General features: G+C 71.0%; 19 protein-coding genes and 1 tRNA gene. 5 read left to right on the plus strand and 15 right to left on the minus strand.

The annotated features are described in order from the left end of the window. The first annotated feature begins 182 nt into the window (after window positions 1-182). Together AC1PZ7_RS21685 and AC1PZ7_RS21690 are read left to right on the plus strand one after the other, a co-directional pair. Window positions 183-267 (plus strand) — tRNA-Leu (locus AC1PZ7_RS21685). A gap of 317 nt (window positions 268-584) precedes the next feature. Then, complete coding sequence (locus AC1PZ7_RS21690; protein WP_482359693.1) at window positions 585-1,253, plus strand: hypothetical protein; 669 nt, start codon at window positions 585-587, stop codon at window positions 1,251-1,253. Window positions 1,254-1,400: 147 nt separating this feature from the next. Here AC1PZ7_RS21690 and AC1PZ7_RS21695 read toward each other — a convergent pair whose 3' ends face one another. The 15 genes from AC1PZ7_RS21695 to AC1PZ7_RS21765 form a co-directional block, all read right to left on the minus strand. Then, window positions 1,401-1,907, minus strand: a complete 507-nt coding sequence (locus tag AC1PZ7_RS21695; protein ID WP_482357257.1) for a DUF1993 domain-containing protein — start codon at window positions 1,905-1,907, stop codon at window positions 1,401-1,403. A 153-nt stretch (window positions 1,908-2,060) separates the two neighbouring features. After that, window positions 2,061-2,381 carry a thioredoxin gene (gene trxA, locus AC1PZ7_RS21700; protein ID WP_482357258.1) on the minus strand — a complete coding sequence of 107 codons (321 nt, stop codon included), beginning with the start codon at window positions 2,379-2,381 and terminating at the stop codon, window positions 2,061-2,063. Window positions 2,382-2,462: 81 nt separating this feature from the next. Then, window positions 2,463-5,882: a double-strand break repair helicase AddA gene (addA, locus tag AC1PZ7_RS21705; RefSeq protein WP_482357259.1), complete on the minus strand. Its 3,420-nt coding sequence runs from the start codon at window positions 5,880-5,882 to the stop codon at window positions 2,463-2,465. Further along, entirely contained in the window at window positions 5,879-8,947 is a 3,069-nt protein-coding gene (gene addB / locus AC1PZ7_RS21710; RefSeq protein WP_482357260.1) for a double-strand break repair protein AddB, read from the minus strand. Before addB ends, addA begins: the two co-directional genes overlap by 4 nt. 51 nt (window positions 8,948-8,998) lie before the next feature. Further along, window positions 8,999-9,718, minus strand: a complete 720-nt coding sequence (locus AC1PZ7_RS21715) for a nucleotidyltransferase family protein (RefSeq protein WP_482357261.1) — start codon at window positions 9,716-9,718, stop codon at window positions 8,999-9,001. After that, entirely contained in the window at window positions 9,715-11,523 is a 1,809-nt protein-coding gene (gene tsaE / locus AC1PZ7_RS21720) for a tRNA (adenosine(37)-N6)-threonylcarbamoyltransferase complex ATPase subunit type 1 TsaE (RefSeq protein WP_482357262.1), read from the minus strand. Before tsaE ends, AC1PZ7_RS21715 begins: the two co-directional genes overlap by 4 nt. Before the next feature lie 4 nt (window positions 11,524-11,527). Continuing rightward, the gene (locus AC1PZ7_RS21725) at window positions 11,528-14,065 is read right to left on the minus strand and encodes a PAS domain-containing sensor histidine kinase (protein WP_482357263.1); all 2,538 of its coding nucleotides are present in this window, start codon (window positions 14,063-14,065) and stop codon (window positions 11,528-11,530) included. A 182-nt stretch (window positions 14,066-14,247) separates the two neighbouring features. Further along, window positions 14,248-15,231 (minus strand): cysteine synthase A, encoded by a 984-nt coding sequence (gene cysK / locus AC1PZ7_RS21730; RefSeq protein ID WP_482357264.1) that lies wholly within the window; start codon window positions 15,229-15,231, stop codon window positions 14,248-14,250. A gap of 120 nt (window positions 15,232-15,351) precedes the next feature. Further along, window positions 15,352-15,795 (minus strand): RrF2 family transcriptional regulator, encoded by a 444-nt coding sequence (locus AC1PZ7_RS21735; protein ID WP_482357265.1) that lies wholly within the window; start codon window positions 15,793-15,795, stop codon window positions 15,352-15,354. Window positions 15,796-15,804: 9 nt separating this feature from the next. Next, on the minus strand, window positions 15,805-16,278 hold the full coding sequence (dut, locus tag AC1PZ7_RS21740; RefSeq protein WP_482357266.1) for a dUTP diphosphatase: 474 nt from the start codon (window positions 16,276-16,278) through the stop codon (window positions 15,805-15,807). Further along, a complete protein-coding gene (gene coaBC / locus AC1PZ7_RS21745) occupies window positions 16,275-17,507 on the minus strand; it encodes a bifunctional phosphopantothenoylcysteine decarboxylase/phosphopantothenate--cysteine ligase CoaBC (protein WP_482357267.1) in 1,233 nt (410 codons plus the stop codon). Before coaBC ends, dut begins: the two co-directional genes overlap by 4 nt. 57 nt (window positions 17,508-17,564) lie before the next feature. Beyond that, entirely contained in the window at window positions 17,565-19,133 is a 1,569-nt protein-coding gene (gene ubiB, locus AC1PZ7_RS21750; RefSeq protein WP_482357268.1) for a 2-polyprenylphenol 6-hydroxylase, read from the minus strand. 4 nt (window positions 19,134-19,137) lie between these two features. Beyond that, entirely contained in the window at window positions 19,138-19,917 is a 780-nt protein-coding gene (gene ubiE, locus AC1PZ7_RS21755; protein WP_482357269.1) for a bifunctional demethylmenaquinone methyltransferase/2-methoxy-6-polyprenyl-1,4-benzoquinol methylase UbiE, read from the minus strand. Window positions 19,918-20,055: 138 nt separating this feature from the next. Beyond that, entirely contained in the window at window positions 20,056-21,048 is a 993-nt protein-coding gene (locus tag AC1PZ7_RS21760) for a L,D-transpeptidase (RefSeq protein ID WP_482357270.1), read from the minus strand. A 99-nt stretch (window positions 21,049-21,147) separates the two neighbouring features. Beyond that, window positions 21,148-21,624, minus strand: a complete 477-nt coding sequence (locus AC1PZ7_RS21765; protein WP_482357271.1) for a hypothetical protein — start codon at window positions 21,622-21,624, stop codon at window positions 21,148-21,150. A 203-nt stretch (window positions 21,625-21,827) separates the two neighbouring features. On the opposite strand from AC1PZ7_RS21765, the gene AC1PZ7_RS21770 reads away from it, so the two are divergent. The 3 genes from AC1PZ7_RS21770 (at window position 21,828) to AC1PZ7_RS21780 (ending at window position 24,583) form a co-directional block, all read left to right on the plus strand. Continuing rightward, a complete protein-coding gene (locus tag AC1PZ7_RS21770; protein WP_482357272.1) occupies window positions 21,828-22,346 on the plus strand; it encodes a GNAT family N-acetyltransferase in 519 nt (172 codons plus the stop codon). Between the two features lie 6 nt (window positions 22,347-22,352). After that, window positions 22,353-23,264, plus strand: a complete 912-nt coding sequence (locus AC1PZ7_RS21775; RefSeq protein ID WP_482357273.1) for a DMT family transporter — start codon at window positions 22,353-22,355, stop codon at window positions 23,262-23,264. Between the two features lie 104 nt (window positions 23,265-23,368). Next, window positions 23,369-24,583: an ABC transporter substrate-binding protein gene (locus AC1PZ7_RS21780; RefSeq protein ID WP_482357274.1), complete on the plus strand. Its 1,215-nt coding sequence runs from the start codon at window positions 23,369-23,371 to the stop codon at window positions 24,581-24,583. Window positions 24,584-24,590: the final 7 nt, after the last annotated feature.

The following is a 24,590-nucleotide window of genomic DNA, read 5'->3' on the forward strand; positions in this document are numbered from 1 at the left end:
GGCCGACGGCGATGGCGCGAGGCCGCAGCGCGCAGTCGGAGACGGCAGCTTGAGGTGGCAGCAGCGCGCAGTCGGCCGCGCGCGGAGATTTCCACCGCTTGGTGGCCTCCGGCGCGAAAGGCGCGTTGACAAGAGGGAGCCCACCCGACTATGTCTCGCCGCCGTGCCCGCAAGGTGCACATGCCCAGGTGGCGGAATTGGTAGACGCGCACGGTTCAGGTCCGTGTGGGTAACACCGTGGAGGTTCGAGTCCTCTCCTGGGCACCATCCGGCCTTTTTACAAGGTCCGAAGACTTCCGAAAATCGTTGAAAATGCTGGATTTCCCGGGCCGAGAGGTTCCGGGAAGGTCCGGCTTTTTCCGTTGGGCGGATCGCCGCCGCCTCGCCTGCGGCGGGCCGTGAATCGTTGCACCCGTCCTTCGCCGAAGGGGACAGCAGGCGCCCGCGCCGGCCATGCCCTGCCAGCGCCCCTCGACAAGCCGGCGTTTCTTCGCCATCTCGCCTGCAGGAACGGGTGGCGACGGGCGGGCGGCACAATGATGAGACCGAGGGTTGACGAGACGGCGCGCCCGAGGCCTCGCACGATAAGGTCCGTGCTCACCCTCGCGGTGGTCGGCCTCTGGCTCGCGGGCACGCCCGCACGCGCCTACGAACCCCCGCCCTGGCCGGACGATTTTCTCACGCGCGTCGAGGCGCTGGCGCTGATCCAGACGCTCAACGCCGATCTCCTCGCCAATGCCAGCGCCACGCTGACACTCGACCGCTGGTGCGCCGCGCTCCGGCTGGCGACGCCGCCCACCATCGTCGCCGACCGCGTGAGCGGGCAGGACAAGGCGGCGACGGCGGAGATCCGCGACCTGCTCGAGGTCGACGCCGCCGAGCCCGTGCGCTACCGGCGGGTGCGCCTGCGCTGCGGCGCGCATGTGCTGTCCGAGGCCGACAACTGGTACGTCCCGGCCCGGCTGACGCCCGACATGAACCGCACGCTCGACACCACCGACACCTCGTTCGGCCGCGTGGTGCGCCCGCTCGACTTCCGGCGCCGCACGCTCGCGGCGCGGTTGCTGTGGCAGCCCCTGCCCGAAGGCTGGGAGACCGGCGCGCCGCTGCCGCCCGCCACCGGCGGTCCGCTCGACATGCCCGCCTTCCTGCTGGAGCACCGGGCGGTGCTGACATTGCCCGACGGCACGCCGTTCAGCGCGCTGGTCGAAAGCTATACGCGGCAGGTTCTCGCCTTCCCGCCGCGCCGCTGAGCTTCAGGGCCGCCCGCGACCAGCGCGACATCGTCGTTTCCTCGCCACTGCGAACCAGCCCGGGACGGAGCCCCTCGATGAATGGAGGACGACCGCCACCCGGCAGATTCCGCGCCTGGCGAAGGAAACGACGACGGGCCGGCGTGCTCAGAAACTGCCGAGATAGTCCGACTTGCCGACCGGCACGCCCTTGTGGCGCAGGATGTCGTAGGCGGTGGCGACGTGGAAGAAGAAGTTCGGCAGGGCGAAGGTCAGCAGATAGCTCGTGCCGATGAAATGGCGCTCGCCGCGCCGCGACTTCTGCACCACAGCGCGCGTCTCGCTGCCCTCGAAGCCGGCGGGGTCGACACTGGCGAGATAGTCCAGCGTCCTGGCGATGCGCTGGTGCAACTCGTCGAAGGTGGTCTCGTCGTCGGCGAAACTCGGGGCGACCGTGCCGGTCAGGCGGGCGGCGCAGAACTTGGCGGAATCGCTCGCGCTCTGGATCTGACCGGTGAGCGGGAACATGTCCGGCGCGAGGCGCGCGGCGGCGAGATCGGCGAGGTCGAGCCCCTGTGCGGCGGCATGTTCCTCGCCCTTGCGCAACAGGGCGCCGAGATTGCCGAGCCCGCGCTGGAAGACGGGAACCGAGGCGGCATACATGGAAAGCGACATGGAGGTCTCCGGGTAGATACATCGAGAGGGATTAAGTCGCGCACGTTATATCTCGCCCACCCGACCCCCGGAAGACACCGGACGGCCGACGACAAAAGAAAAACCCCGGCGCGCGGAGCGGCCGGGGTTTTGTCGTCGGCAGACGGAGCGCGATCAGATCGCGCCGTTGATCCACTGCAGCATCTTGGCCTTCGGCGCCGCGCCGACCTGGCGCGAGGCGAGCTGGCCGTCCTTGAACAGAAGCAGGGTCGGGATCGACATGATGCCGTATTTGGAAGCGGTCGCCGGGTTCTCGTCGACGTTGAGCTTGACGATCTTCAGCTTGTCGCCGAGTTCGCCCGCCACCTCGTCGAGAACCGGGGCGACCATGCGGCAGGGACCGCACCATTCCGCCCAGAAATCGACGAGCACCGGACCCGAGGACTTGATCACGTCGGACTCGAAGCTCTGGTCCGACACCTTTTCGACGCCCATTGGACACCTCTGAGAATCTTGAGAAATCAGGGAAAGTTGCAGGCAAGGTAGGTATCCGCACCCCGCCCCGTCAAGGCAGCGTCACAGCGAAGTGACGCTTTCCACCGCCCGCTCCAGCCCCTGCGTATCGAGCGTGTGCACCAGTGGTCCGGCACTATAGACCAACAGGGCGCGGATTTCCTTGGCAGGAAACAGCTTGCGCAGCAGTCGGGCATAGAGCGCGACCTGCCGGACATGCGCGGGAGGTATGGCAGATGCGCCGCGCGGCACATGCCGGTCGGTCTTGAAGTCGGCGATCAGGATGGCGTCGGGCAGCACCGCCAGCCGGTCGATCCGGCCCGACACCGGCGTTCCGTCGTCGAGTTCGCCGGCCAGCGGCACCTCGCCTAGGCTGCCCGGCGCGAACAGGCCGGCAAGCTCCGGCAAGGCGAGCACGCCGAGCGCCTCGGCGAGCAGTTCCTCGCGCGGCTCGATCGGCCAGTCGGACGCGACCGCGAGCAGCCGGCGGCCAGGCTCGGCGCGCTCCTGCGGCGGCAATGCGGCGAGCGCCGCCATCAGCCGGTGCAGCAGGTCGCCGCGCTCCAGCGCACGCGCCGCCGCCGCGTCCGGCACCGGGGCGAGCAGATCGGATGCCGAAGGGCGCACGCTGCGCCGCGCGGCAGGCTCGACGACGGGACGCGCGAGAACCCGCGCGAGCACCCGCTCGGCTTCATCCGGTGCCGGCGCGGCGAGAGCGGGCTGCGGCGCCACTGCCGCCGCCTCCGCCCGGCCGGCGCGCCAGCGCCAGACGGACCCGGCGAAGCCGGTGGCAGGGTGCTCGGCGGCTTCCGGCTCCAGCGCGTCGCGCACCAGATCGTACCAGCAGTCGGCCGGGCGCTTGCGCGCCCCGTCCGCGCCGCAGAGCACCAGAGCGGTCTCAGCGCGGGTGAGCGCGACATAGAGCAGGCGGCGATATTCGTCCTGCTGGGCGGCGTCGCCGCGCTGGCGCGCCGCCGCCATGGCCGGCGTGTCGGCCTTCTTCGCCGGGGCGTGCAGCGTCACCCGCCGCCCCTCCGGCAGCTCGACGCGCAGCAGCCCGGCGCCGCGGCGGGTCATCGGCCCCGAGGTGGTGTCGGCAAGGATCACATAGGGTGCCTCCAGCCCCTTGGCGCCGTGCACGGTCATCACCCGCACCTCGTCGCGTCCCGCCTCCATGTCGCGCTTGGCCTCGGCCCCGCCGCGCCGCAGGAAGGCCAGGAATCCCGCGAGCGAGGGCGCCTCGACGTTCTCATAGGAGCGCGCCAGCGCCAGCATCTCGTCGAGCGCGTCGGCCGCCTCCGGGCCGAGGCGGGCGAGCATGGCGGCGCGGCCGCGCTCGCGCCCGAGCACGCGGGCGTAGAAATCGAACGGTCGCAGCCGCCGCGCCTCCTCCCGCAGCCGCGCCAGCCGGCCGGCCGCGTCGCGCCATTTCGGCTTCTCCCCGGCACGGGCGACCAGTGCATCCTCGAGCAGGCCGCCGCGCGCCGGAGCCAGTTGCATCAGGTCGGCATCGTCGAAGCCGAAGAGCGGGCTCTTGAGCACGCACGCAAGCGCCAGCTCGTCGTCACGCGACAGCAACGCGTCGCCCAGCGCCATCAGGTCCATGACCGCGATATGCTCGGCGACGGTCAGGCGGTCGGCGCCGGCCACAGCCACGCGGGCGTCCTTCAATTCGCGGATGATCGCCTCGAACAGCGAATCGCGCCGCCGAACGAGAATGAGGAAATCGCCCGGCCGCGCCGGCCGCGTGCCGTGCCGGCCGGTAACGGGAAAGCCCTCATTGATGCGCGCGGCGATGTGGCCGGCGATCTTGCGGGCCAGCCGCCCCTTGGGATCGTCGGCGGCCGGCGCGTCGAGCGGGCGCTGCCAGGCGTCGACATCGACCTTCTCGCTCGGCGCCTCCGGCTCCCACATCTCGACCAGCGCCGGCAGCGCCGCATGGATCGCCTCATGCACCGGCGCCACGCCCTCGGCCGAGAGGCCGTGATGGGCGGTCTCGGCGTGGAACACCGTGTCCACCGCCTCCAGGATGCCGGGCGCCGAGCGAAAGGAGTGGCGCAGCTCGATATGGGCGAAGCGTTCGCCGGCCGCCGCCTCGAACTCCCGCCGCACCGTGTCGAAGCGGCGCGGATCGGCGCCCTGGAAGGAGAAGATCGACTGCTTCTCGTCACCCACCACGAACAGCGTGCGCGGCAGGCCGCTCGCGCCCGAACGTACGCCTTCGCCGGCGAAGAACTCGGCGACCAGCGGGCGGATCACCTCCCACTGCTCGGGACTGGTGTCCTGCGCCTCGTCGAGCAGCACATGGTCGATGCCCTGGTCGAGCTTGTAGTGCACCCAGGCCGAGGCACCCGACGCCAGCAGCCGACGCGCCGCGTCCACGAGATCGGCGAAGTCCAGCACGCCGCGCGCCGCCTTGGCGCGCTCATAGCGCCGCGCCGCCTCGCGTCCCAGCGCCAGTACCGCGCGGCTGCGCTCGAAGGCGCGAGCGGCGGCGAGCGCGCGCGCCAGCGGAGCGATGCGATCGCGTTCGGCCAGAAGCTGGGGATATTTTCCCCGCACCGGCGCGGCACCGAACTGGGCGTCGCCGTAGGGCTCGCCGTCCTCCTTGAGGAACACGCCGGCATAGGCGTCGGCGATGCTGTCCTCAGGCGCGGCGGCGGCGTCCAGCAGCGCACGGCCGCGCCGGGCGGCGTTGCCGCCCTCGACGACCAGCGCCTCGCCCAGACCGAGCCACGCGCCGCGCGGAATGAGAGCGTCGTCGACGATGCGCCGCTCGATCTCGGCCGAGGCGACCGGCGCGTCGAGCCCGACGGCCCGCGCCAGATCGTCGTCGCTCGCCTCCAGCGCCGGCCCGTCGGCGACGAGCTGGGCGATCAACTGGTCGATGCCGTCATCCGACGTCGTGGCGACGATGAGGGCGAAGGCCCGGCCAAGCTCGCTGTCCGGCGCGCCGGCGGCCTTCAGCACCACCTCCGCCCGCACGCGGGCCAGCAGTTCCAGCCGCGCGGCCTCCTCCAGCTCGCCGAAGCCGGCCGGCACCCCGGCCTCGAAGGGGAAGGCGTGCAGCAGCGCGCCGCAGAAGGCATGGATGGTCTGGATCTTCAGCCCGCCCGGCGTCTCCAGCGCCTGCGCGAACAGCCGCCGCGCCTGCGCCCGCCGCACTGGATCCGGCACCCCGCCATCGGTCCTGACGATTTCGGCGTCGAGCGCGGCATCGTCCAGCGTCGCCCAGCGGCGCAGCTCGTCCAGCACGCGGTTGGCCATGTTGGCCGCCGCCGCCTTGGTGTAGGTGAGGCAGAGGATGCGCCCGGGCGGCACGCCGCGCATCAGAAGGCGGATCACCCGCCGCGCCAGGACATGGGTCTTGCCCGAGCCGGCATTGGCCGACACCCAGGCCGAGAGCAGCGGGTCGGAGGCGGTCGTCTGCAGCGCCGTGGCGGCGCGCAGGGGTCCGGGCGCCAGCTCGCTCGGATCGCTCATTCCTCGCCCTCCCCGCCGGTCGACCATTCCTTCACCCGGGCGAGATGGTCGTAGTCGCCGAAGCGCCCGCCGAACATCGGCCGGGCCAGCGAGGCGTAGCCGCGCGAGGGGTTCTCGAAGGCCGCGACGAGCCCCTCCAGCCGCTCCAGCGTCGAGGTCGCGAGGCCGGCCGCGGTCTCGTCCCTGTCCACCGCGCTGACCTGCCTCAGCGCGGCACCGCTCAGGCCGACATAGGCCAGCTCCGCCGCCGCCTCGCCGGGAATGTCGTCGAAGCTGCCGGCAGCGGCCATGGCGGCCTCCAGCGGTAATTGCGGGGAATAGCCGGTCTTCACCTGCTTGGCCGTCGGCACCGCGCCGGTCTTGAAGTCGACGATGGCCAGCCCGCCCGCGCGCAACTGCTCGATGCGGTCGGCCCGCCCGGTCAGGGTGAATCGCCCGCCGGGCAGCGCCAGGCGCCCATACTGCTCCGCGAAGACGCGCCGGATCGTCGCGCGGCGGGCGCGCTCCCAGCCGATATAGCGCGGAACGAGGCGCTCGAAGCGCGCCCACCACAGCGCGTGTTCGGCGGGAAAGGCCTCCAGCGGCGCGAAGGCCTGCCGGCCGCAGGCCAGAAGCGACGCCTCGGCATTTTCCGGCAGCGCCTCGGGGAATGCCTCGGCGAAAGCGCCGAGCGCCTCATGTATGGCGCTGCCGCGCTCGCCGGCGCCGGGCGCTTCGTCCAGCAGGTCGAGCGGGCGCAGCTTCAGCACATGGCGGGCATAGATGGTGTAGGGATCGCGCAGCCAGGTCTCGATCTCGGTAACGCTGAGCCGGGTCGGCCGCAGCGTCACCGGCGGCGCCGGCTCGGGCCGCGCGATGCGTGCGCTGGCGACCTGCTCCTCGATCAACGCGGCGAGGCGGCGGAAACGGTCGCCGCGCGCGATGGCCGCGCGCCAGCGCGCCTCCCCGCTCACCGCCGCGAGGCGCTGGAGGAAGCGTGAGGGCACGGTCGGCGCACCGCCGAGCTTGCGCGGATGCGACAGGATCAGCTCCGGCGCGCCGCAGCCCTGCACGAAGTCATGGGCGGAAAGGCCGGTGCGCCGCTCCGGCGCTTCCAGCCCCAGCGCCGCGCGCATCGGCCGGCTCAGCCACGGATCGGTGCGCACCGCCGCCGGCCAGGTCTGCTCGACGAGGCCGGCGAGCACCACGCGGTCGACACCGACCAGACGCGCTTCGAGCGGGCCGAGGATGCGCAGCCGCGCCCCCGCCACCAGCGGCGGGCGCACGGGCCGGTCGGCCAGCAGCAGCGGCAGCGCGGCGGCGTAATCGGCGAGCGTCATGGCCGGCGCCAGCGCGGCCCCCTCGGCCATGGCATCGAAGGCCCGGGCGAGCTCGCCGAGCGCCGTCTCGTCCTCCATGGCACCGGCATCGGGCCCGCTCCAGGCGGCCTGCACCGCCGCCCGGTGAGCCTCGAGCAGCGCCCCGAAGGAATGCTCGCCCTTCCCCAGCGCCAGCAGCGGCGCCAGCGCCTCGGCGATTCTTCCCGCGAGTTCGGCGGCGCGCGCATGGCGATCCGGATCGATGGCCGCGCGCGGGTCGCTCGGGTGGAAATCGTCGGGGCGGAAACTCGCCACCGCCTCGACCAGGCCGCGCGCGCCCGCCGCCGGGCGCGGGCCGCGCAGCACCGTCATTTCCAGCGCGTCGGCACCGGCATCGAGCGCGGCACGCTCCGACCCGAAGCGCGCCAGCGTCTGGCGCAGAAGCGCCGACAGCGGCACCGGGGCCAGTTCCTCATGGCAGACATCGGCGACCAGCCGGGCGAAGCGGCCCGGCACGCTCTCCGACAGCGGCTCGCCGGCGGAATCGTCGATGGCCACGTCGAAGCGCAGCAGCTCGGCGGTGACGCGGCGGGCGAGGTCGCGGTCCGGCGTGATCAGCGCGGCGCTGCGCCCCGGCACTTCCAGCACCTCGCGCAGGGCGACGGCGATGGCCAGCGCCTCCTCGCGCGCATCATCCGCCTCGATCACGCTCACCTGTTCCAGCGCCGCGTCGATCGCCGTGCCGCCGAGCCGTTCGGCGAGGCTCGCCCAGGCCTCGGTGGAGGCGACGGGCCGCAGCGCCTCGGAGAGCAGCCGCTCGCGCCCGTGCGCGGCCGGCGGCGCCAGCTCCCGCACGACATCGCGGCCGGCCCCCATATAGCGCTTCAGCAGCAAGGCGAGGCCGTATTGCGGGTGGCTCGGCGCCGGCGCCTCCTCATCCGTCAGCGCCGCCCAGGAGCGCGCATCGGCATGCAGATCGAGCCCCGGCAGCACGACGCAGCCCCTCGGCAAATGCGCGACGGCGGCGAGCAGCCGTGCCGTCGCCGGCATGGAGCCGGTCGAGCCCGCCGCGATCACCGGGGCGCCCCCGGGGAGGCTCGCCAGCCGTTCGGCCTCGGCGGCGATCAGCCGGTCGCGCCGCACGCTGGCGTCCACCGCCCCCAGTTCGGCCAGCAATGCCGGCCAGAAGTCGCGGGCGATCTTGAGGAAGTCGAGCGCCATGTCCCAGTAGCGGTCGTGCTGGCCCGGCACCAGCGTGTCGAGCCGCTCCCACAGCACTTCCTGCGCCGCCATTTCATCGATCAGATGCGCCAACGCGTCGGCGAGGGCGAATTCGGCGCCCGGCCCGGCCGCCACTGCCACGCGGCCATCATCGCCCGCCAGCAACCGGCGCCAGCGCCGGATGAGGCTGGCCAGCGCCAGGCGGCGCGTGGTCGGCGGCACGGCGCGCGGCGGATCGGTGAAGCTCTCGGCGAAGGCCAGCGCGTCCTCGTCGACATCGCCCAGCGGCACGATGCGCGGCAGCAGCGTCACTCTCGACGCCATGCGTTCGCGCAGCGCCTCGGCGAGCAGGCGCCCGGCGCGGCGGGTCGGCAGGAACACCGTGGCGGTGGCAAGCGCCAGCGGATCGCCACGTGGCGCGAAGCCCTCGACCAGCCGCCCGTCGAGCAGGGCGTCGGCGAGCGTGGCGAGGAAAGGCGCGGAGGGAGGAATCGTGAAGAGGTTCGGCGCGCGCCGACCCGCGTCGCCGCCCGTATCACGGCTCATGTGCGGCCCCTGCGCAGCGAAACGACAAGGCCGGCGGGCGCAGCCACCGGCTCAGTCCTTCGAACGATCGATGGCCTCCTCGGCCTCGGCGATGGCTTCCGGCGTGCCGACATGCATCCACACCCCTTCCATGCGCTGGCCGAACAGCCGTCCCGCCTCGGCGGCGCGGAAGAACAGACGGTTCAGCGAGAACGCCCCCTCGGGGGCCGCCGCGAAGATGGCCGGCGAAACCACCGCGGCACCAGCATAGACGAAAGGCACGGTGGAACGCTCAGCCCGCGGCGTCAGGCGGCCATCGCCATCCATCATGAAGTCGCCGCGCCCCTCATAGCCGATGGAGGTCGCGGCCGGAGCCAGCAACAGGCAGATATCCATGAGGCGCGGATCGAACCTGCCGGCAAGCGTCGTGAGGTTGGGGCGGATGCCCTCGATCCAGATCGTGTCGGCATTCATCACGAAGAACGGGTCCGGTCCGAGCAGCGGCAACGCCTTGCGGATGCCGCCGCCGGTCTCCAGAAGGTCGTCGCGCTCATCGGAGAACACGATCCTGGGATGCCGGCGCCCGGCGAGGTGGCGCTCCAGCACGTCCGCCTGCCAGTGCAGGTTCACCACCGCGGTCTCGACACCGGCGGCGTCCAGCCGGTCGAGCGTATGGTCGATCAGCGGCCGGCCGCCGACCTCGACCATCGGCTTGGGGATGCGGTCGGTCAGAGGGCGCATGCGCTTGCCGAGGCCGGCAGCGAGCACCATCGCGGTCTTGATCGAGGTCATGTGGCGCTGGATTCGTTCGGCGTTTCGGGCGTGGCGGGCGATGCGACGGTGGCGGGCGGCTCTTCCGGAGCCACGTCGGCAACGGACGGCTCCGACGCCGCCTCCGACGCGGGGGCAGGCTCCGGCGGAGACGCCTGTGCGGCCTCAGGCGCCGCCTCGGGCATCGGAACCGGAGCCGGCACAGGTACAGGCTCAGGCATGGGGGCGTCGGGCTGCGGCACAGGGGCGGGCGGGTCCGTCCGCCGGCGCTCGCCCGGCCCCGGCACATGGTCCTTGTACCAGCTCGCCAGCCCCTCCAGATCGGTGAAGGCAAGGCAGCGCTGGAGATAGTTCCAGATGCGCGGCATGTGCCTGAGATAGGCCGGCTTGCGGTCGCGATGGTTGAGGCGCGCGAAGATGCCGAGGATCTTGGTGGCGCGCTGCGCGCCCATCACCGCATAGGACGCGGCGAAGCTCTTCATGTCGAAGCCGGGATCGGCCAGCCGCCGTGCCTTCACATAACGGCCGAGCAACGCGAGTTCGAGCGATTCGGGCACGTCGATGCGAGCGTCCTGCGTGAGCGAGACGAGGTCGTAGGCCGGCGGCCCCATCACCGCATCCTGGAAGTCGAGCAGCCCGATCCGCGCGAGTCCGGAGCGCTGCGGCAGCCACATCAGGTTCGGCGAATGGTAGTCGCGCAGCACCCATACCGGCTTCTGCGCCAGGGAAGGCGCGAGGATCGCCGCCCAGAGTTGGCGGAACGAACGGCGGGCATCGGCCTCCACCCTCGCCCCGCGATGCGGCAGATACCAGTCCAGCAGCAGATCGATCTCGATGAGCATGGCGTCGAGGTCATAGGGCGGCAGATGGTGATCGATCCCGTTGGCGACCGGGATCGTCGCGGGCAACTCCTGCGCGTGCAGCGCCGCCAGCACGTCGACCGCGACCTCGTAGCGCTCCGGCACCGGTGCCGGCGGGGTGCCGGCAATCACGCCCTCGTCGCCGAGATCCTCGATCACCAGCAGGCCGGCATCGAGGTCGCCGCCATAGATGGCGGGAGCGGAGAATCCGTGCGTACGCAGCGCCCGCGCCATGGCCACGAAGGGTTTCACGTCCTCCGCCAGATGGGCGATGGCGCTGTAGGACTTGCCACCGCGCACCGGCGGACCGTCGGGCCGGCGTGGCGCGTTCATCAGCACGGCGTTGCGCTTGGGACCGATCAGCCGCTCATAGGCGCGGGTCGAGGCGTCGCCCTGCAGATGGCGGCGCTGCGCCGGCCCGAAGCCGGTCGTGTCCAACAGCGCGCGGATCGCCTTCATGCGGAACAGCGAACCCGCCAGCCGACCGAAGCCGAAGAGCCGGAGGCGACGCGCCGTCTCGGCCCCCTCCAGCGGAAGGGTGATGTGAACCTCCAGCCGATCCGGCTGCAGCACCGCGCCCTCGGCGCGTTCGGGCCATTCGACCAGCGTCACCGCGCCGTCGGTCTGCTCCTGCCAGCCAAGCTCGTCGAGCTCGGAAGGGTCGCCCAGCCGGTAGAGGTCGGCATGCACCACGCGGTGGCGCGGCAGGTCGTAGGTCTGGATCAGCGTGAAGGTGGGACTGGGCACCTCCAGCGCGGGATCCCCGGCCAGTTCGCGGATCAGCGCTCGCGCGAGTGTGGTCTTGCCAGCGCCGAGATCGCCGCCCAGCGTCACCAGATCACCGGGCCGCAGCGTGGCGGCAAGGTCCATGGCCAGCCGGCCGGTAGCGGTCTCGTCGGGGAGCACGACGTCCCAATGCGCCACCGGGGTGGTCGGGGCAGAGCCGGTCTTGCGGTTGTCGATCATGGGACTACTCCGCCGCGTCGCGGCTCGCGCCGGCTTCCAGCGGGAAGGTGCAGGTGACGAGCGTTCCCCCGCCCTGTGCCGCGCTGATGGCGACGGTGCCGCCATGCAGCGCCACCAGCGAGCGGACGATGGAAAGCCCGAGGCCGACGCCACGATGGCGCGAGCCGACGGTATGGCTCTCAAAACGGTCGAACACGCGCGCACCGATCTCCGGCGGAATGCCCGGCCCCAGGTCGCGCACGCGGAAGACCACCTTGTCGTCGCGGCGCTCGACGGACAGCGTCACGGTCGATCCCTCCGGCGCGAAGCCCACGGCGTTGGACAGCAGGTTGTAGAGGATCTGACGCACCCGCTTGGCGTCGGCGTGGAAGGTGCCGGCGGCGTTCTGCAGCTCGATCGACAGGCGGATGCCGCCCTCGGCAAGGCGGTCGCGCACGCCTTCCGCCGCCGCCTCCATGGCGGCGCGCACGTCGACCTCGGCGAGTTCCAGCGTCATGGCGCCGGCGTCGATGGTGGCAAGGTCGAGAATGTCGTTGATGATCGCCAGCAGCGCCGCGCTGCTCTCGGTGATGTGGTTCACATAGGCGTGCTGCTTGGCGTTGAGCGGGCCGATGCCGGTGTCGTCGAGAAGCTGGGCGAAGCCGATGATCGTGGTCAGCGGCGAGCGCAGCTCATACGAGACATGGCTGACGAAGGTGCTCTTGAGGTGGTCGGCGGCGATCAGCGCCTCGTTGCGCTCGACCAGCGCGCGCTCGACATGCACGCTGTCGGTGACGTCGCGCAGCGTCACCAGCGTGCCGCCATCGGGCAACGGCTGGGTGGAGCCATCGAGGATGGTGCCGTCGCTGCGTTCCATGCGGAACTCGGTCGGCACGCGCGTCTCGATGCCGGTGACGGCGGCGCGCAGCCGCGTCCACACCGACGCGTCGGCGGTAAGCAGCCGGCAGGCCTCCGCCACCGCGTCGATGTGCGGATGGGAGGCGAGCGTCGCCCCATCCAGATGCCAAAGCCGGCCGAAGGCGGAATTGGACAGGCCGAGCCGCCCATCGCTGCCGAACACCGCCACCGCCTCGGCCAGTGCGTCCAGCGTCTCGCTCTGGATGCGGGTGAGCGAGTTGTAGCGGCTCTCCAGCGCGAGGCGCTCGGTCACCTCGTCGAACAGGTAGGTGACGCCGCCTTCCGGGTTGGGGGCGGTGACGACGCGCAGCGTGCGCCCGCCCGGCAGGTGCCACCAGTGCTCGCGCGGCTCGATCGCACGGTAGGCCGAGTGCAGGTCCTGCCGCCAGACACGGAAATCCGCCTGCTCGGGCAGGCGGCGGGCGGCGCGCAGCCGGTCGAGCACCCCGCCATCGGTCGGGCGGTCCTCGAGGAAGGCCGGATCGAGCTCGAACAGGCTGGCATAGGCGGCATTGTGGAACACGAGCCGCTGGTCGGCGCCGAAGATCGCCACGGCGGTGGCGAGCTGGTCGAGCGTGCGCCGATGCGCGCCGACGACCTGGGCCAGCTCGGCCCGCACCGTCTCGGCTTCCGTGGCGTCGAAGGCGATTCCGGCCGCGCCGCCGCCGGTCGGCACCTCCAGCACGTCGAGCACGTGCCGCGTGCCGGCCACCACGACCGGTAGGCGGGCCTTGAAAGGCAGGCTGGCGGCGTGCGCCTTCCGCGCCGTGTCGCGGCTCTGCTGGTCGAGTAGCGAGAGGTCGCGGGCCGCCGCGTCCGCCCCGTCGCGCGCTTCCACCGCATGGGCGTAGGCGGCGTTGCTCCAGCGCAGCCGGCCGTCCTCGCCGCCGACCCAGGCCGGAGCGGGCAGCGCCTCCAGCAGGGTGCGCAGCGCCGCGCTCTCGTCGGAGAGCGCCCGATAGGCTTCCTGCAGCCGCGCCTGGTCGAGCCGCACGCCGGTGATGTCGCGCAGGCGCAGCACGACGGCCGCGCCGACCGGCCTTCCATCGGCCTCGATGTACCGCCCGTCCTGGGTGGCCAGCGCCGCGGCGAGCGGCGTGCCGCGCGAGCGCAGGCGATCCACCGCCGCCTCGATCTCCCGCGCCGCCGCCGGCGTCAGCCAGGCGCCGAAGGCGAGGATGCGGGCCGGCGCGGCGACGCCGGTGAAGGCGGGCGTGTTGCCGATGATCTCGGGATCGGCCGCCGGATCGCGCCAGACGACGACGATCTGCGGCTCGGCCATCAGCAGCGCGCGCGCCTCGTCGATCTGCGCCTCGAGCCGCGCGATCTCGCCGTACGCCTCCGCCTCGCGCTTCATCGACTGCCGGCGGAAGCGCAGATGGACGATGGCGGTGGTGGCGGCGAAGACGATGAGGCCGACGACCAGCGCCAGTCCGATCAGCGCGCTCGGATCCTGCTCGGCCAGAACCGCGAAGATCTCGTCGGACACGGGCTGCGCCTGTGCAGGGGCGACGACCGCCGTCAGGAGGGCGAAAGCCACGGGAAGGCGTCCGGCGAAAAGGTGAGGAAGGCGCCGGGCAAGCCGGATGTCCGCCGCGCGACACCCCTCGCCTTCAACGCCGCCCATGACGGCCGGATGCGCCATCCGCGCCCGCCTCCCCCTCTGCCGACCCCTTTGCCGGCATTTAGCCGACCCTTGGCCGACCCATGGTCGACCGCCGTCCCCGGCCGGTATCGCGCCCCGAAGGGCACGCACCGAATCACCGAGACTTTACCGAAGCGGGAGTCGCACTAGAAGGCCTGCCGACACGGCATGGCAATCGGCGATCAGAGGCCCTCGAACAACGCGGTAGAAAGGTAACGCTCGGCGAAGGAGGGGATGATGACGACGATGGTCTTGCCCTCGTTCTCCGGCCGCGCGCCGATCTCCAGCGCCGCCGCCAGGGCCGCGCCCGAGGAGATGCCGACCGGAATGCCTTCCAGCCGGGCGACGGCGCGCGCGGTCTCGAAGGCGGTCTGGTTGCCCACCGTCACCACCTCGTCGATCACCGAGCGGTCGAGCACTTCCGGCACGAAGCCGGCGCCGATGCCCTGGATCTTGTGCGGGCCGGGCTGGCCGCCGGAGAGCACCGGGCTGTCCTCCGGCTCGACGGCGACCATGCGCAGCCCCGGCTTGCGCGGCTTGAGCACCTGGCCGATGCCGGTGATGGTGCCACCGGTGCCGACGCCGGAGACGACGAAATCGACCGCGCCATCGGTGTCGTTCCAGATCTCCTCCGCCGTGGTGCGGCGGTGGATGGCCGGATTGGCGGGATTGCGGAACTGCTGCGGGATGATGGCGTCGGGAAGCTCCTTCACCAGTTCCTCGGCGCGGGCAACGGCGCCGCGCATGCCCTGCGCCGCCGGGGTAAGCACCAGCTCGGCGCCGAGCAGGGCCAGCATCTTGCGGCGCTCGACCGACATCGATTCCGGCATCACCAGGATGAGGCGGTAGCCATGCGCCGCCGCGACGAAGGCGAGCGCGATGCCGGTATTGCCGGAAGTCGGCTCGACCAGCACGGTACCCGGCTTGATGAGGCCCGCCTCTTCCAGCGACTGGATCATCGAGACGCCGATGCGGTCCTTCACGCTGCCGATCGGATTGAAGAATTCCAGCTTGGCGAGAATGCGCGCCTTCACCCCGCGCTCGGCCGGCAGCCGGTTGAGCTGCACCAGCGGCGTATCACCGATGGTTTCCGTGATGGAGTCGTAAACGCGGCCACGGCCGGGCTTGGCGGCGGGCGCGGTGGTCTTGGGAGCGGTCTCGGCCATGGGTGACTCCAGCAGCGCGGGGCCGGGGTCGGGGCCCTAGCCCGTTATTGGCGAACAATTTTCGCCGGCAAGGCTAGCATATTCACGACATCAAGTCGAGAAAACAAAATTTAAACAAAATTAAATTGTGAAATCTATGCCTTCCGGCAATCCCTTGCGCAGCGTCTCCTGCGCCGCCGAACGGCAGAGGTCTTCCACCGTCACGCCATCCAGCGCCGCTTCGAAGGCGCGTTCCGCCTCGGCGACAGCGGGCTGCACGATATCGCGGACGATCGGCGGGAAGGCGTCGAGCGCTTCGTCGCTCTCGGCTTCGACGACGCGGACCACCTCGGCCACCGTGATGCGCCGCCGCTCGCGGGCCAGTTCATAGCCGCCGCGCGGGCCGCGAACCCCCTTGAGCACGCCGGCATGCACCAGCGCCTGCAGGACGGGCTCGAGATGACGGGGTGGCAGGTCGTGCCGGGCGGCGAGCGCCTTGGCCGCGACCGGCATGCCGCGGGCGTGCAGCGCGACGTCAACGACGGCGGCAATGGCGAGGAGGCTTTTGTCGGACAGACGCGGCATGTCCCTTGGCTAGCGCGATAATTGCCGTCCGTCGAGCCCCGTCGAACCAAATCCACCACTGCCGCGCGTTGTTTCGTTCAAATTACCGGTTTCGATCAGCTGAATCCGGGTGACGGACGCCACCACCATCTGCGCGATGCGCTGGCCGCGCTCCAGCACGACCGGCTCCGCGCCGAGATTGACCAGCAGCACCTTCACCTCGCCGCGATAGTCGGAATCGACCGTTCCCGGCGCGTTGAGCACCGTCAGTCCCTGCTTCAGCGCGAGGCCCGAGCGCGGACGGACCTGCGCCTCGAACCCCTCCGGCAGGGCGAGGCAGATCCCGGTCGGCACCGCCGCGCGGGCGAGCGGAGCGAGGGTCAGCGTCTCGCCCTCGGGCAGCGCCGCCATCAGGTCGAGCCCGGCCGAGCCGGCGGTCGCATAGGCAGGAAGCGGCAGGCCCTCGCCATGCGGCAGGAACTGGACGGGAACGTCGATACTCACGATGCGGTCTCCAGGGCACGGGCGACGCGGGCCACCAGGCGCTCGGCCACCTCGGTCTTCGAGGCTTCGGGCCAATGCTCGACACCCTCGCCGGTGATGAGATGCACGGCGTTGCTGTCGCCGCCCATCACCCCGCCGGCGATGCCGCTGCGCTGCGACACGTCATTGGCGACGATCCAGTCGCAGCCCTTGCGGGCGAGCTTGGCCTGCGCATGGGCGACGACGTTCTCGGTCTCCGCCGCGAAGCCGACCACCAGGCGCGGACGGCGGTTCGAGAGATGGGACACCGTGGCGAGGATGTCGGGATTCTCGGCGAGCGCCAGCGGCGGCAGCGACTTGCCGTCCTTCTTCATCTTCTCCGCCGCCTCGCTCGCGGCACGCCAGTCGGCCACCGCGGCGGCGAAGATGGCGGCATCGGCCGGCAGCGCGGCCTCGACCGCCGCCAGCATGTCGCGCGCGCTCTCGACATGGCGCACCGACACGCCCACCGGGTCCGGCAGGTTCACCGGCCCGGAGACCAGCGTCACCTGCGCCCCGGCGCGGGCGGCGGCGGCGGCGATGGCGTGGCCCTGCTTGCCGGAGGAGCGGTTGGCGATGTAGCGCACCGGGTCGATCGGCTCGTGCGTCGGGCCGGAGGTGACCAGCACGTGCCGTCCCTTGAGCGGACCATCGGCAGCGAGAAGCGTTTCGGCCGCCGCGACGATCTCCAGCGGTTCGGCCATGCGGCCCGGCCCATCCTCGCCGCGCTCGGCCATGGCGCCGGCATTCGGCCCGACAAAGGCGACGCCGTCGGCGAGGAGTTGCGTCACGTTGCGGCGGGTGGCGGGGTGAGCCCACATCAGCGGGTTCATCGCCGGCGCGACGAGGATCTTCTTGTCGCTCGCCAGCAGCACGGCGGTGGCGAGGTCGTCGGCGAGGCCATGCGCCATCTTCGCCATCAGGTCGGCGGTGGCGGGGGCGATGAGGATGAGGTCGGCCTCGCGCGAGAGCCGGATATGGCCGATGTCGTGCTCGGCCTCGCGGTCGAACAGCTCGGTGAAGACGCGATCATGGCTGAGCGCGCCGGCGGCAAGCGGGGTGACGAAATGCTGCGCGGCTGCGGTCATGACGACGCGCACCGACGCGCCGCGCTCGCGCAGGCGGCGGATGAGGTCGAGGCTCTTATAGGCGGCGATGCCGCCGCCGATGATGAGCAAGATGCGCTTCGATGCGAGGCTGGCCTCGGGCATGGTTTCTCCCGCCTGTCGCCGGAAGTAGTAAACGGGACGCGCCGGGGCGCAACGGCCTCAGTGGATTATGCTGAACGCCAGCAGGCCCGCGATCACCCACAGCGCCACCGCCACCCAGCGATTGCCGCGCCCCTCGGCCCGGCCGATGGCCTCGGTGGTCCGCGGCGACAGCGCCAGCCCGTCGCGCGTGGCGACGTCGAGCTGGTCGGCGATGCGCTGGCCCTGCGCGATCAGTTCCGGCAGCGATTGCAGCGAGCGCCCCAGAGCGCCGAAGCCGCCCGCCACCTCCTCGATCCGGCCGACCGGGCCGAGATTGCGCTCGATCCAGGCCCGCACCACCGGCTCGGAGGTCTTCCACATGTCGAGCTGCGGATCGAGATTGCGGGCGACGCCCTCGACCACGACCATGGTCTTCTGCAGCAGCAGCAGCTCGGGGCGCGTCTGCATGTCGAACAGCGCCGTCACCTCGAACAGCAAAGTGAGCAGCTTGGCCATGGAGATCTGGTCGGCGCGGCGCGAGTAGATCGGCTCGCCGATGGCACGGATCGCCTGCGCGAAATCCTCCACCGAATGGTGCGGCGGCACATAGCCAGCCTCGAAATGCACCTGCGCCGTGCGCAGCCAGTCGCGGGTGATGAAGCCGAACAGGATTTCGGCGAGGAAGCGCCGCTCCTTCTGCCCGAGCCGCCCCATGATGCCGCAATCGACCGCCACGAGCTTGCCCTCGGCGTCGATGAAGAGATTGCCCGGGTGCATGTCGGCGTGGAAAAAGCCGTCGCGCAGCGCGTGGCGCAGGAAGGACTGCATCACCACCTGCCCGAGCCGCGGCAGATCGTGGCCGGCGGCGCGTAGCGCGTCGAGATCGTTGAGCTTGATGCCGTCGATCCACTCGGTGGTCAGCACCTCGCGGCCGGTACGGTCCCAGTCGACCGCCGGCACACGGAAATCGGCGTCCTCGCGCGTGTTCTGGGCCAGCTCGGAGAGCGCGGCGGCCTCCAGCCGCAGATCCATCTCCATCGTCACCGAGCGGGCGAGGGTGTCGACCACGGCGACGAGGCGCAGGCGCCGGCCCTCGGGCGAGGAATGCTCGCCGAGCCGGGCAGCGCGGTAGAAGGAGGACAGGTCGATGCGGAAGCGGCGCTGCACGTCGGGACGCAGCACCTTCACCGCGACGCGGTGGGCGGTGCCGTCCGAATCGACCACCTCGGCCTGATGCACCTGTGCGATGGAAGCGGCGGCGAGCGCCGGGCCGAACGTCTCGTAGACCTCGAGCGCCTGCCGGTCGAAGGTGCGGGCGATGGTCGCCTCCGCCACCTCCTGCGGGAAGGCCGGCATGCGGTCCTGCAGCAGTTCGAGGTCGTGCGCGAGCTGCGGGCCGACCACGTCCGGCCGCGTCGCCAGGAACTGGCCCAGCTTCACATAGGAGGGGCCGAGCCGCGACAGCGCGGCGCCGAGCCGGGCCGCGCTCGATGCCGGGCCCCGCCGCTCGATGAGCCGGGCAAGGGTGAAGAGCGGCTCGGAGCCGGGCGGGCGCATCGCCGGGTCGATACGCGAGGCCACGCCCTCGCGGGCCAGCACGAAGGCCGCACGGGCCAGACGCAGATAATCGCCGAGGGGAGTGGCCACGCCGCTAGATCCGCACGCCGGAGTGCAGCGCGACGATGCCGCCGGTGAGCGGCGTCCAGTCGACGCGCTTGAACCCCGCGCCGCGCATCAGCTCGGCGAAGGCCTCCGGCCGGGGAAACTTGCGGATCGATTCGACCAGGTACTGGTAGGAATCGGCATCGCCGGTGACCAGCCTGCCCATGCCGGGGATCAGCTTGAACGAGTAGGTGTCGTAGATGGCGTCGAGCCCCGGCACGTCGACATGCGAGAATTCCAGCACGAAGCAGCGCCCGCCGGGCTTGAGCACGCGGCGCATCTCGGACAGCGCCTTATCCATGCGCGGCACGTTGCGGATGCCGAAGGCGACGGTGGCGGCGTCGAAGCTCTTGTCGGCGAAGGGCAGGTCCTCGGCATTCGCCTCGACGAACTCCACCCGGTCGGCAAGCCCGAGCGCGACGGCGCGCTCGCGGCCGACCCCGAGCATGCCGCCATTGATGTCGGCGACAGTGGCGCTTGTGCCCGGCCCGCCGGCCTCGACGGTGCGGAAGGAGACGTCGCCCGTGCCGCCGGCGACGTCGAGCAGCCGGAATGCCCGCGCGCTCTTGGGCGGGCGCAGGCGCGAGACCAGAAGGTCCTTCCACACCCGATGCAGGCCGAGCGACATGAGGTCGTTCATCAGGTCGTAGCGGCGCGCGACCGAGTGGAAGACCTCGTCGACCATGCGCTGCTTCTCGCCCAGCGGCACGGTCCGGAAGCCGAAATGAGTGTCGGCAGCGCCGCCTTCGGCCAGTGTGTCCGCAGCCATCTGCTCGCGGCTCCCGCGTTCGATCCCAAATTCGCGGCGGACCATAGCGGAGAGGCCGCGCGCATCCAAGCCGCCGGCCGGGACGTGGTTACGCCCCAGCCATGCAGCCGGCGCGGGCGGGAGGAAGCAAGGCGAGGCTCAGATCACCCGCACCAGGGTGCCGACATCGACCTGGTTGTAGAGATCGATGACGTCCTCGTTGCGCATGCGGATGCAGCCAGAGGAGACGGCCTGACCGATCGTGTCCGGCTCGTTCGAGCCGTGGATGCGATAGAGCGTCTTGCCGAGATAGAGGGCGCGGGCGCCGAGCGGATTGTTCTCGCCGCCGGGCATGACGCGCGGCAGGTCGGGTCGGCGGTCGATCATCTCCGAGGGCGGGCGCCATTCCGGCCACTCCGCCTTGCGGCTGATCCGCTCGCTGCCCGACCACTGGAAGCCTTCCTTGCCGACGCCGATGCCGTAGCGCACGGCCGTGCCGTCGCCCTGGATCAGGTAGAGATAGCGCGCGCCGGTATCGATGATGACCGTGCCGGCGGGATCGGCGCTGGTATAGCGCACCACATGCCGGTCGAACTTGCGGTCGACGCCCTTGGCGCCCTTGGAGCCGCGATGCAGCGGCATCGGCGGCGCGTCGTCGTCGTAATAGTCGGGCTCTGGCTCGGCGTAGCTGGTCGGCAGCGCGGCCTGCCGGGTGGCGGTGCCGCGCGCGACGGTGCCGGTCGGCCGCGGCACGGTCCGGCCCGCCCCGGCGGCCGCCGCCGCGGCCTCGAAACCACCACTACCGCCGGACGGCGCGGCGTAGCCCCTCGCCCCGGCGCGCGGCTCGGCATAGCCGTAGACGCCGCCGGAGCCGACATCGACGCTGGGACGCGGGGGTTGGTAGGCGTTGCCGGAGGGGTAGACCGGCGCGTTGCCCGGGCGCCAGGCCGAGCCGCGCGCCGCCGCCGCCCGCGAATAGAGCTGATAGGAGGACTGGTAGCCGTAGACGCCGCTCTGGGCCAACGCCGGCGCGAAGCCGCCGCCGATCGTCATCGCCGCCAGACAGATGGCGAGGCCCGCCGCCAATGACGGGCCGGAGCCCGGCACCACCGCATACAGACGTGACGGAACGAAGCTCGAATCACCGCGCATGACTGACGCCCCCGAGGAAAATTAACCACAGGTTCGTTCCGTATGGTTAACGAAACCTGAAGCTCCCGGAGGACGCGTCAGCCGGGCGTACGCTGCCGCCTAGGGGCAGCGTACATAGACCATGGTACCGTAGCGGCCGGCGACTTCCGGATCCATCCACTTGAGAACCATGATCTGGCCGTCGAAGCGCAGCACCTCACGATCCGACTGCGAGCCGGCCGGCTCGTTCGGCAGGCCGATATAGATCGGGCCGCTGCCGACCTGCTTCGACACCACCTCGGACGGCTGCGCGTCGTCGGCGAGGTACATCATGAAGCCGCCGGACGGGCCGGCATTGATGACATAGGGCTGGCGGCAGCCCTGCCGTGCCTGCGCCTCGGTACGCGCCGCGTCTTCCGGACGGTGATAGGCGGCCAGCCCCCACTTTCCGACCACCTGCTGAGGCGTGATCGGCGAGGTGAAATGCGGCGCGGCCGGCTCGCTGCGCTGCGGAGCCTGCGTGGTGGCGCAGCCGGCGACGACAGCGGCAAGGGCGGCAATGAAAGCCAGACGGACGACACGGTTGAACGCGTTCATTGAGCACTCCGGTACGGATGGCTGCCGGACGGACAAGCACAGAGCAGGCAGAAACCTGCCACTTCAGATTCCATACATCAGCATAATGATTGAGCTTTACGCCAGAAGGCCAGCCGAACATAGTCCGCCCGCGCCCCGACGTCGAACCCCTCCCGGCCCTCTTGCCGGAGAAAATAGCCGACGGCCGGGCCGGAGTGGCCGACGTGAACGATTTCCTGATCCGACCGGCGCGCGACGCCGACGGCGATGCCATCGCCGCGCTGATCGCCGCCGCCTTCGCCGAATATGAGGGCTGCGTGTTCGACCGCGCCGCCGAATTTCCCGAACTCGATTCGATCGCCAGCCATTTCGCCGCGCGAAGGGGCACGATCTGGGTCGCCGAGGCCGGCGAGGGTGTCATCGGCTCGATGGCGCTGGCCCCTACCCGCGATGCAGACGCCCCGCCGAACGGGCTGGAGATCTTCAAGGTCTACGTCGCCCGTGCCGCCCGCCGGCGCGGCGTCGCCCGCGCGCTGTTCGCGCGGGCGCTGGCGACGGCCGAAGCCGCCGGCGCGCCGGAAATCCGCTTGTGGACGGATACGCGCTTCACCGACGCGCACCGCTTCTACGAGCGTTGCGGCTTCGAGCGCCACGGTAGCGCGCGCGAATGCCACGACCTTTCCGCCACCTGGGAATATTCCTACCGATTGCCCCTCGGGGCTACCCGCCACCCGGAAGGTTGAGCCGACATGCTCCGACCTTTCATGCGAGGCCGCCGCCTCGCCGGGCCCGCGCTCGTGACCATCACCGCCATCGGCCTGCTGTCGATCATGGACGGGATGATCAAATACGTCACCGCCGAGCACGCCGCCGGACAGATCGCGGTGTTGCGCTACGCGATGGGCTCGCTGGTGGCGGGTGCGGTTTTCTTCGCCACCCGCACGCCCCTGCCCGCCCCTGCGACGCTGCGCCCGCACTTGTGGCGCTCGGTGCTGGTGTCGCTGACCGCCGTCACCTTCTTCTATTCGCTCGCGGTTCTACAGCTCGCCGTGGCGCTGGCGCTGTCCTTCACCTCGCCGCTTTTCATCGCGCTGTTCGCCGCGCTGTTTCTCGGCGAGCGGCCCGGCCGGTCCATCTTCCTCGCGCTGGCGCTCGGCTTCGCCGGGGTGCTGGTGGTGCTGTGGAACGAACTGGGCGGGGGCGGGGATGCGACCAACGGTCTGGGCATCCTGGCCGCGCTCGTCGCCGCGGTGACCTATGCGCTGGCCATGGTGACGCTGAAGAGCCGGGCCGCGCGCGATCCCGCACCGACCATCGTTTTGCTCCAGAACGTGTTCTCCTTTCTGCTGCTGGCGCCGCTGGGCGCCTTGCAATGGACCCCGCCGACGGGGGCGGAGCTTTTCCTGTTCTTCGGCATCGGCCTGCTCGGCACGGCGGGGCACCTGTGCATGGCGTGGGCCTATGCGAGGGCGGATGCGAGCCGGCTCGGCGTGTTCGAGTACACCGCCTTCATCTGGGCGCTCGCCATCGGGCTGGTGGTGTTCAACGAGATGCCGGCACCCAGCACGCTCCTGGGCGCGGCCCTCATTGCCGGCGGCGCGCTCATCGCCTCGCGCCGCGCGCCCGTCGCGGCGGAGCCCGAGGTCGAGATCGGTCCGTGAATGCGCCCCCGCGACGCAGCCGCGGGGCTGGACCACGCGCGGCAAGACGATAGGCTATGCGGCAACCGGCTCCCCCCGCCGGCGGCCCGGACCGGAGTGCACCGATGCGCCATTCGAGCTTCCTGCGCGCCATGCTGTTGAGCGCGGCGGCCGCGATGGCCTGCGCCATGCTGCCGGCGAGTGCCGCCGAGCCGATCCGCATCGGCGAACTCAACAGCTACAAGGCCCAGCCCGCCTTCCTCGACCCCTATCGCAAGGGGATGGAACTGGCGCTGAAGGAGATCAACGCTGCTGGCGGCGTGATCGGGCGCCCGCTCGAACTCATCTCGCGCGACGATGGCGGCAATCCCGGCGATGCCATCCGCGTCGCCACCGAACTGGTGATCCGCGACAAGGTGGACCTGCTCACCGGCACCTTCCTTTCCCATGTCGGGCTCGCGGTCTCGGAATTCGCCAACCGGCACAAGGTGTTCTTCCTCGCCGCCGAACCGCTGACCGACAAGCTGACCTGGACGTCCGGCAACCGCTACACGTTCCGCCTGCGCCCCTCCACCTACATGCAGGTGGCGATGCTGATGCCCGAGGCCGTCAAGGCGAAGCGCCAGCGCTGGGCGATCGTCTACCCGAACTACGAATATGGCCAGTCCGCCGCCGAGACCTTCAAGAAGCTGCTCATGGCGGCCCAGCCGGGCGTCGAGATCGTTGCCGAACAGGCCACCCCGCTCGGCAAGATCGACGCCGGCCCGGTGGCGCAGGCCATCGCCGATGCCAAGCCTGACGGCGTGTTCAACGTGCTGTTCGGGCCGGATCTCGCCAAATTCGTGCGCGAGGCGAACACGCGCGGCGCGCTCGACGGCGCCTTCGTCGTCAGCCTGCTGTCGGGCGAGCCGGAATATCTCGATCCGCTCAAGGACGAGGCGCCTGTGGGATGGGTCGTCACCGGCTATCCCTGGTACGCGATCGAGATTCCCGCGCACAAGGCGTTCCTCGACGCCTACCGCAAGGCGTATGACGATTACCCCCGGCTCGGCTCGATCGTCGGCTACACCACCATCAAATCCATCGCCGCCGGCATCGCCAGGGCCGAAAGCACCGATACCGAGAAGCTGGTCGACGCCTTTTCCGGCCTCACGGTCGAGGGACCGTTCGGGCCGTTCACCTACCGCGCCAGCGACCACCAGGCGACGCTGGGCGCCTTTGTCGGCACCCTCGCGGTGAAGCACGGGCGCGGCCTCATGGTCGCCCCCGTCTATGTCGACGGCGCCACGGTGCTGCCATCCGACGCCGAGGTGGAAAAGCTGCGCCCGGCGGCCAACTGAGCACGGG

The organism is Ancylobacter sp. TW_SC_1 (assembly GCF_056836805.1).

Coding starts and splice junctions, on each gene's coding strand:
- AC1PZ7_RS21695 (WP_482357257.1), bottom strand. CDS start 1,907: ATGTCGCTTTCCATGTATGCCGCCTCGGTTCCCGTCTTCCAGCGCGGG.
- trxA (WP_482357258.1), bottom strand. CDS start 2,381: ATGGGCGTCGAAAAGGTGTCGGACCAGAGCTTCGAGTCCGACGTGATC.
- addA (WP_482357259.1), bottom strand. CDS start 5,882: ATGAGCGATCCGAGCGAGCTGGCGCCCGGACCCCTGCGCGCCGCCACG.
- addB (WP_482357260.1), bottom strand. CDS start 8,947: ATGAGCCGTGATACGGGCGGCGACGCGGGTCGGCGCGCGCCGAACCTC.
- AC1PZ7_RS21715 (WP_482357261.1), bottom strand. CDS start 9,718: ATGACCTCGATCAAGACCGCGATGGTGCTCGCTGCCGGCCTCGGCAAG.
- tsaE (WP_482357262.1), bottom strand. CDS start 11,523: ATGATCGACAACCGCAAGACCGGCTCTGCCCCGACCACCCCGGTGGCG.
- AC1PZ7_RS21725 (WP_482357263.1), bottom strand. CDS start 14,065: ATGGCGCATCCGGCCGTCATGGGCGGCGTTGAAGGCGAGGGGTGTCGC.
- cysK (WP_482357264.1), bottom strand. CDS start 15,231: ATGGCCGAGACCGCTCCCAAGACCACCGCGCCCGCCGCCAAGCCCGGC.
- AC1PZ7_RS21735 (WP_482357265.1), bottom strand. CDS start 15,795: ATGCCGCGTCTGTCCGACAAAAGCCTCCTCGCCATTGCCGCCGTCGTT.
- coaBC (WP_482357267.1), bottom strand. CDS start 17,507: ATGCCCGAGGCCAGCCTCGCATCGAAGCGCATCTTGCTCATCATCGGC.
- ubiE (WP_482357269.1), bottom strand. CDS start 19,917: ATGGCTGCGGACACACTGGCCGAAGGCGGCGCTGCCGACACTCATTTC.
- AC1PZ7_RS21760 (WP_482357270.1), bottom strand. CDS start 21,048: ATGCGCGGTGATTCGAGCTTCGTTCCGTCACGTCTGTATGCGGTGGTG.
- AC1PZ7_RS21765 (WP_482357271.1), bottom strand. CDS start 21,624: ATGAACGCGTTCAACCGTGTCGTCCGTCTGGCTTTCATTGCCGCCCTT.
- AC1PZ7_RS21775 (WP_482357273.1), top strand. CDS start 22,353: ATGCTCCGACCTTTCATGCGAGGCCGCCGCCTCGCCGGGCCCGCGCTC.
- AC1PZ7_RS21780 (WP_482357274.1), top strand. CDS start 23,369: ATGCGCCATTCGAGCTTCCTGCGCGCCATGCTGTTGAGCGCGGCGGCC.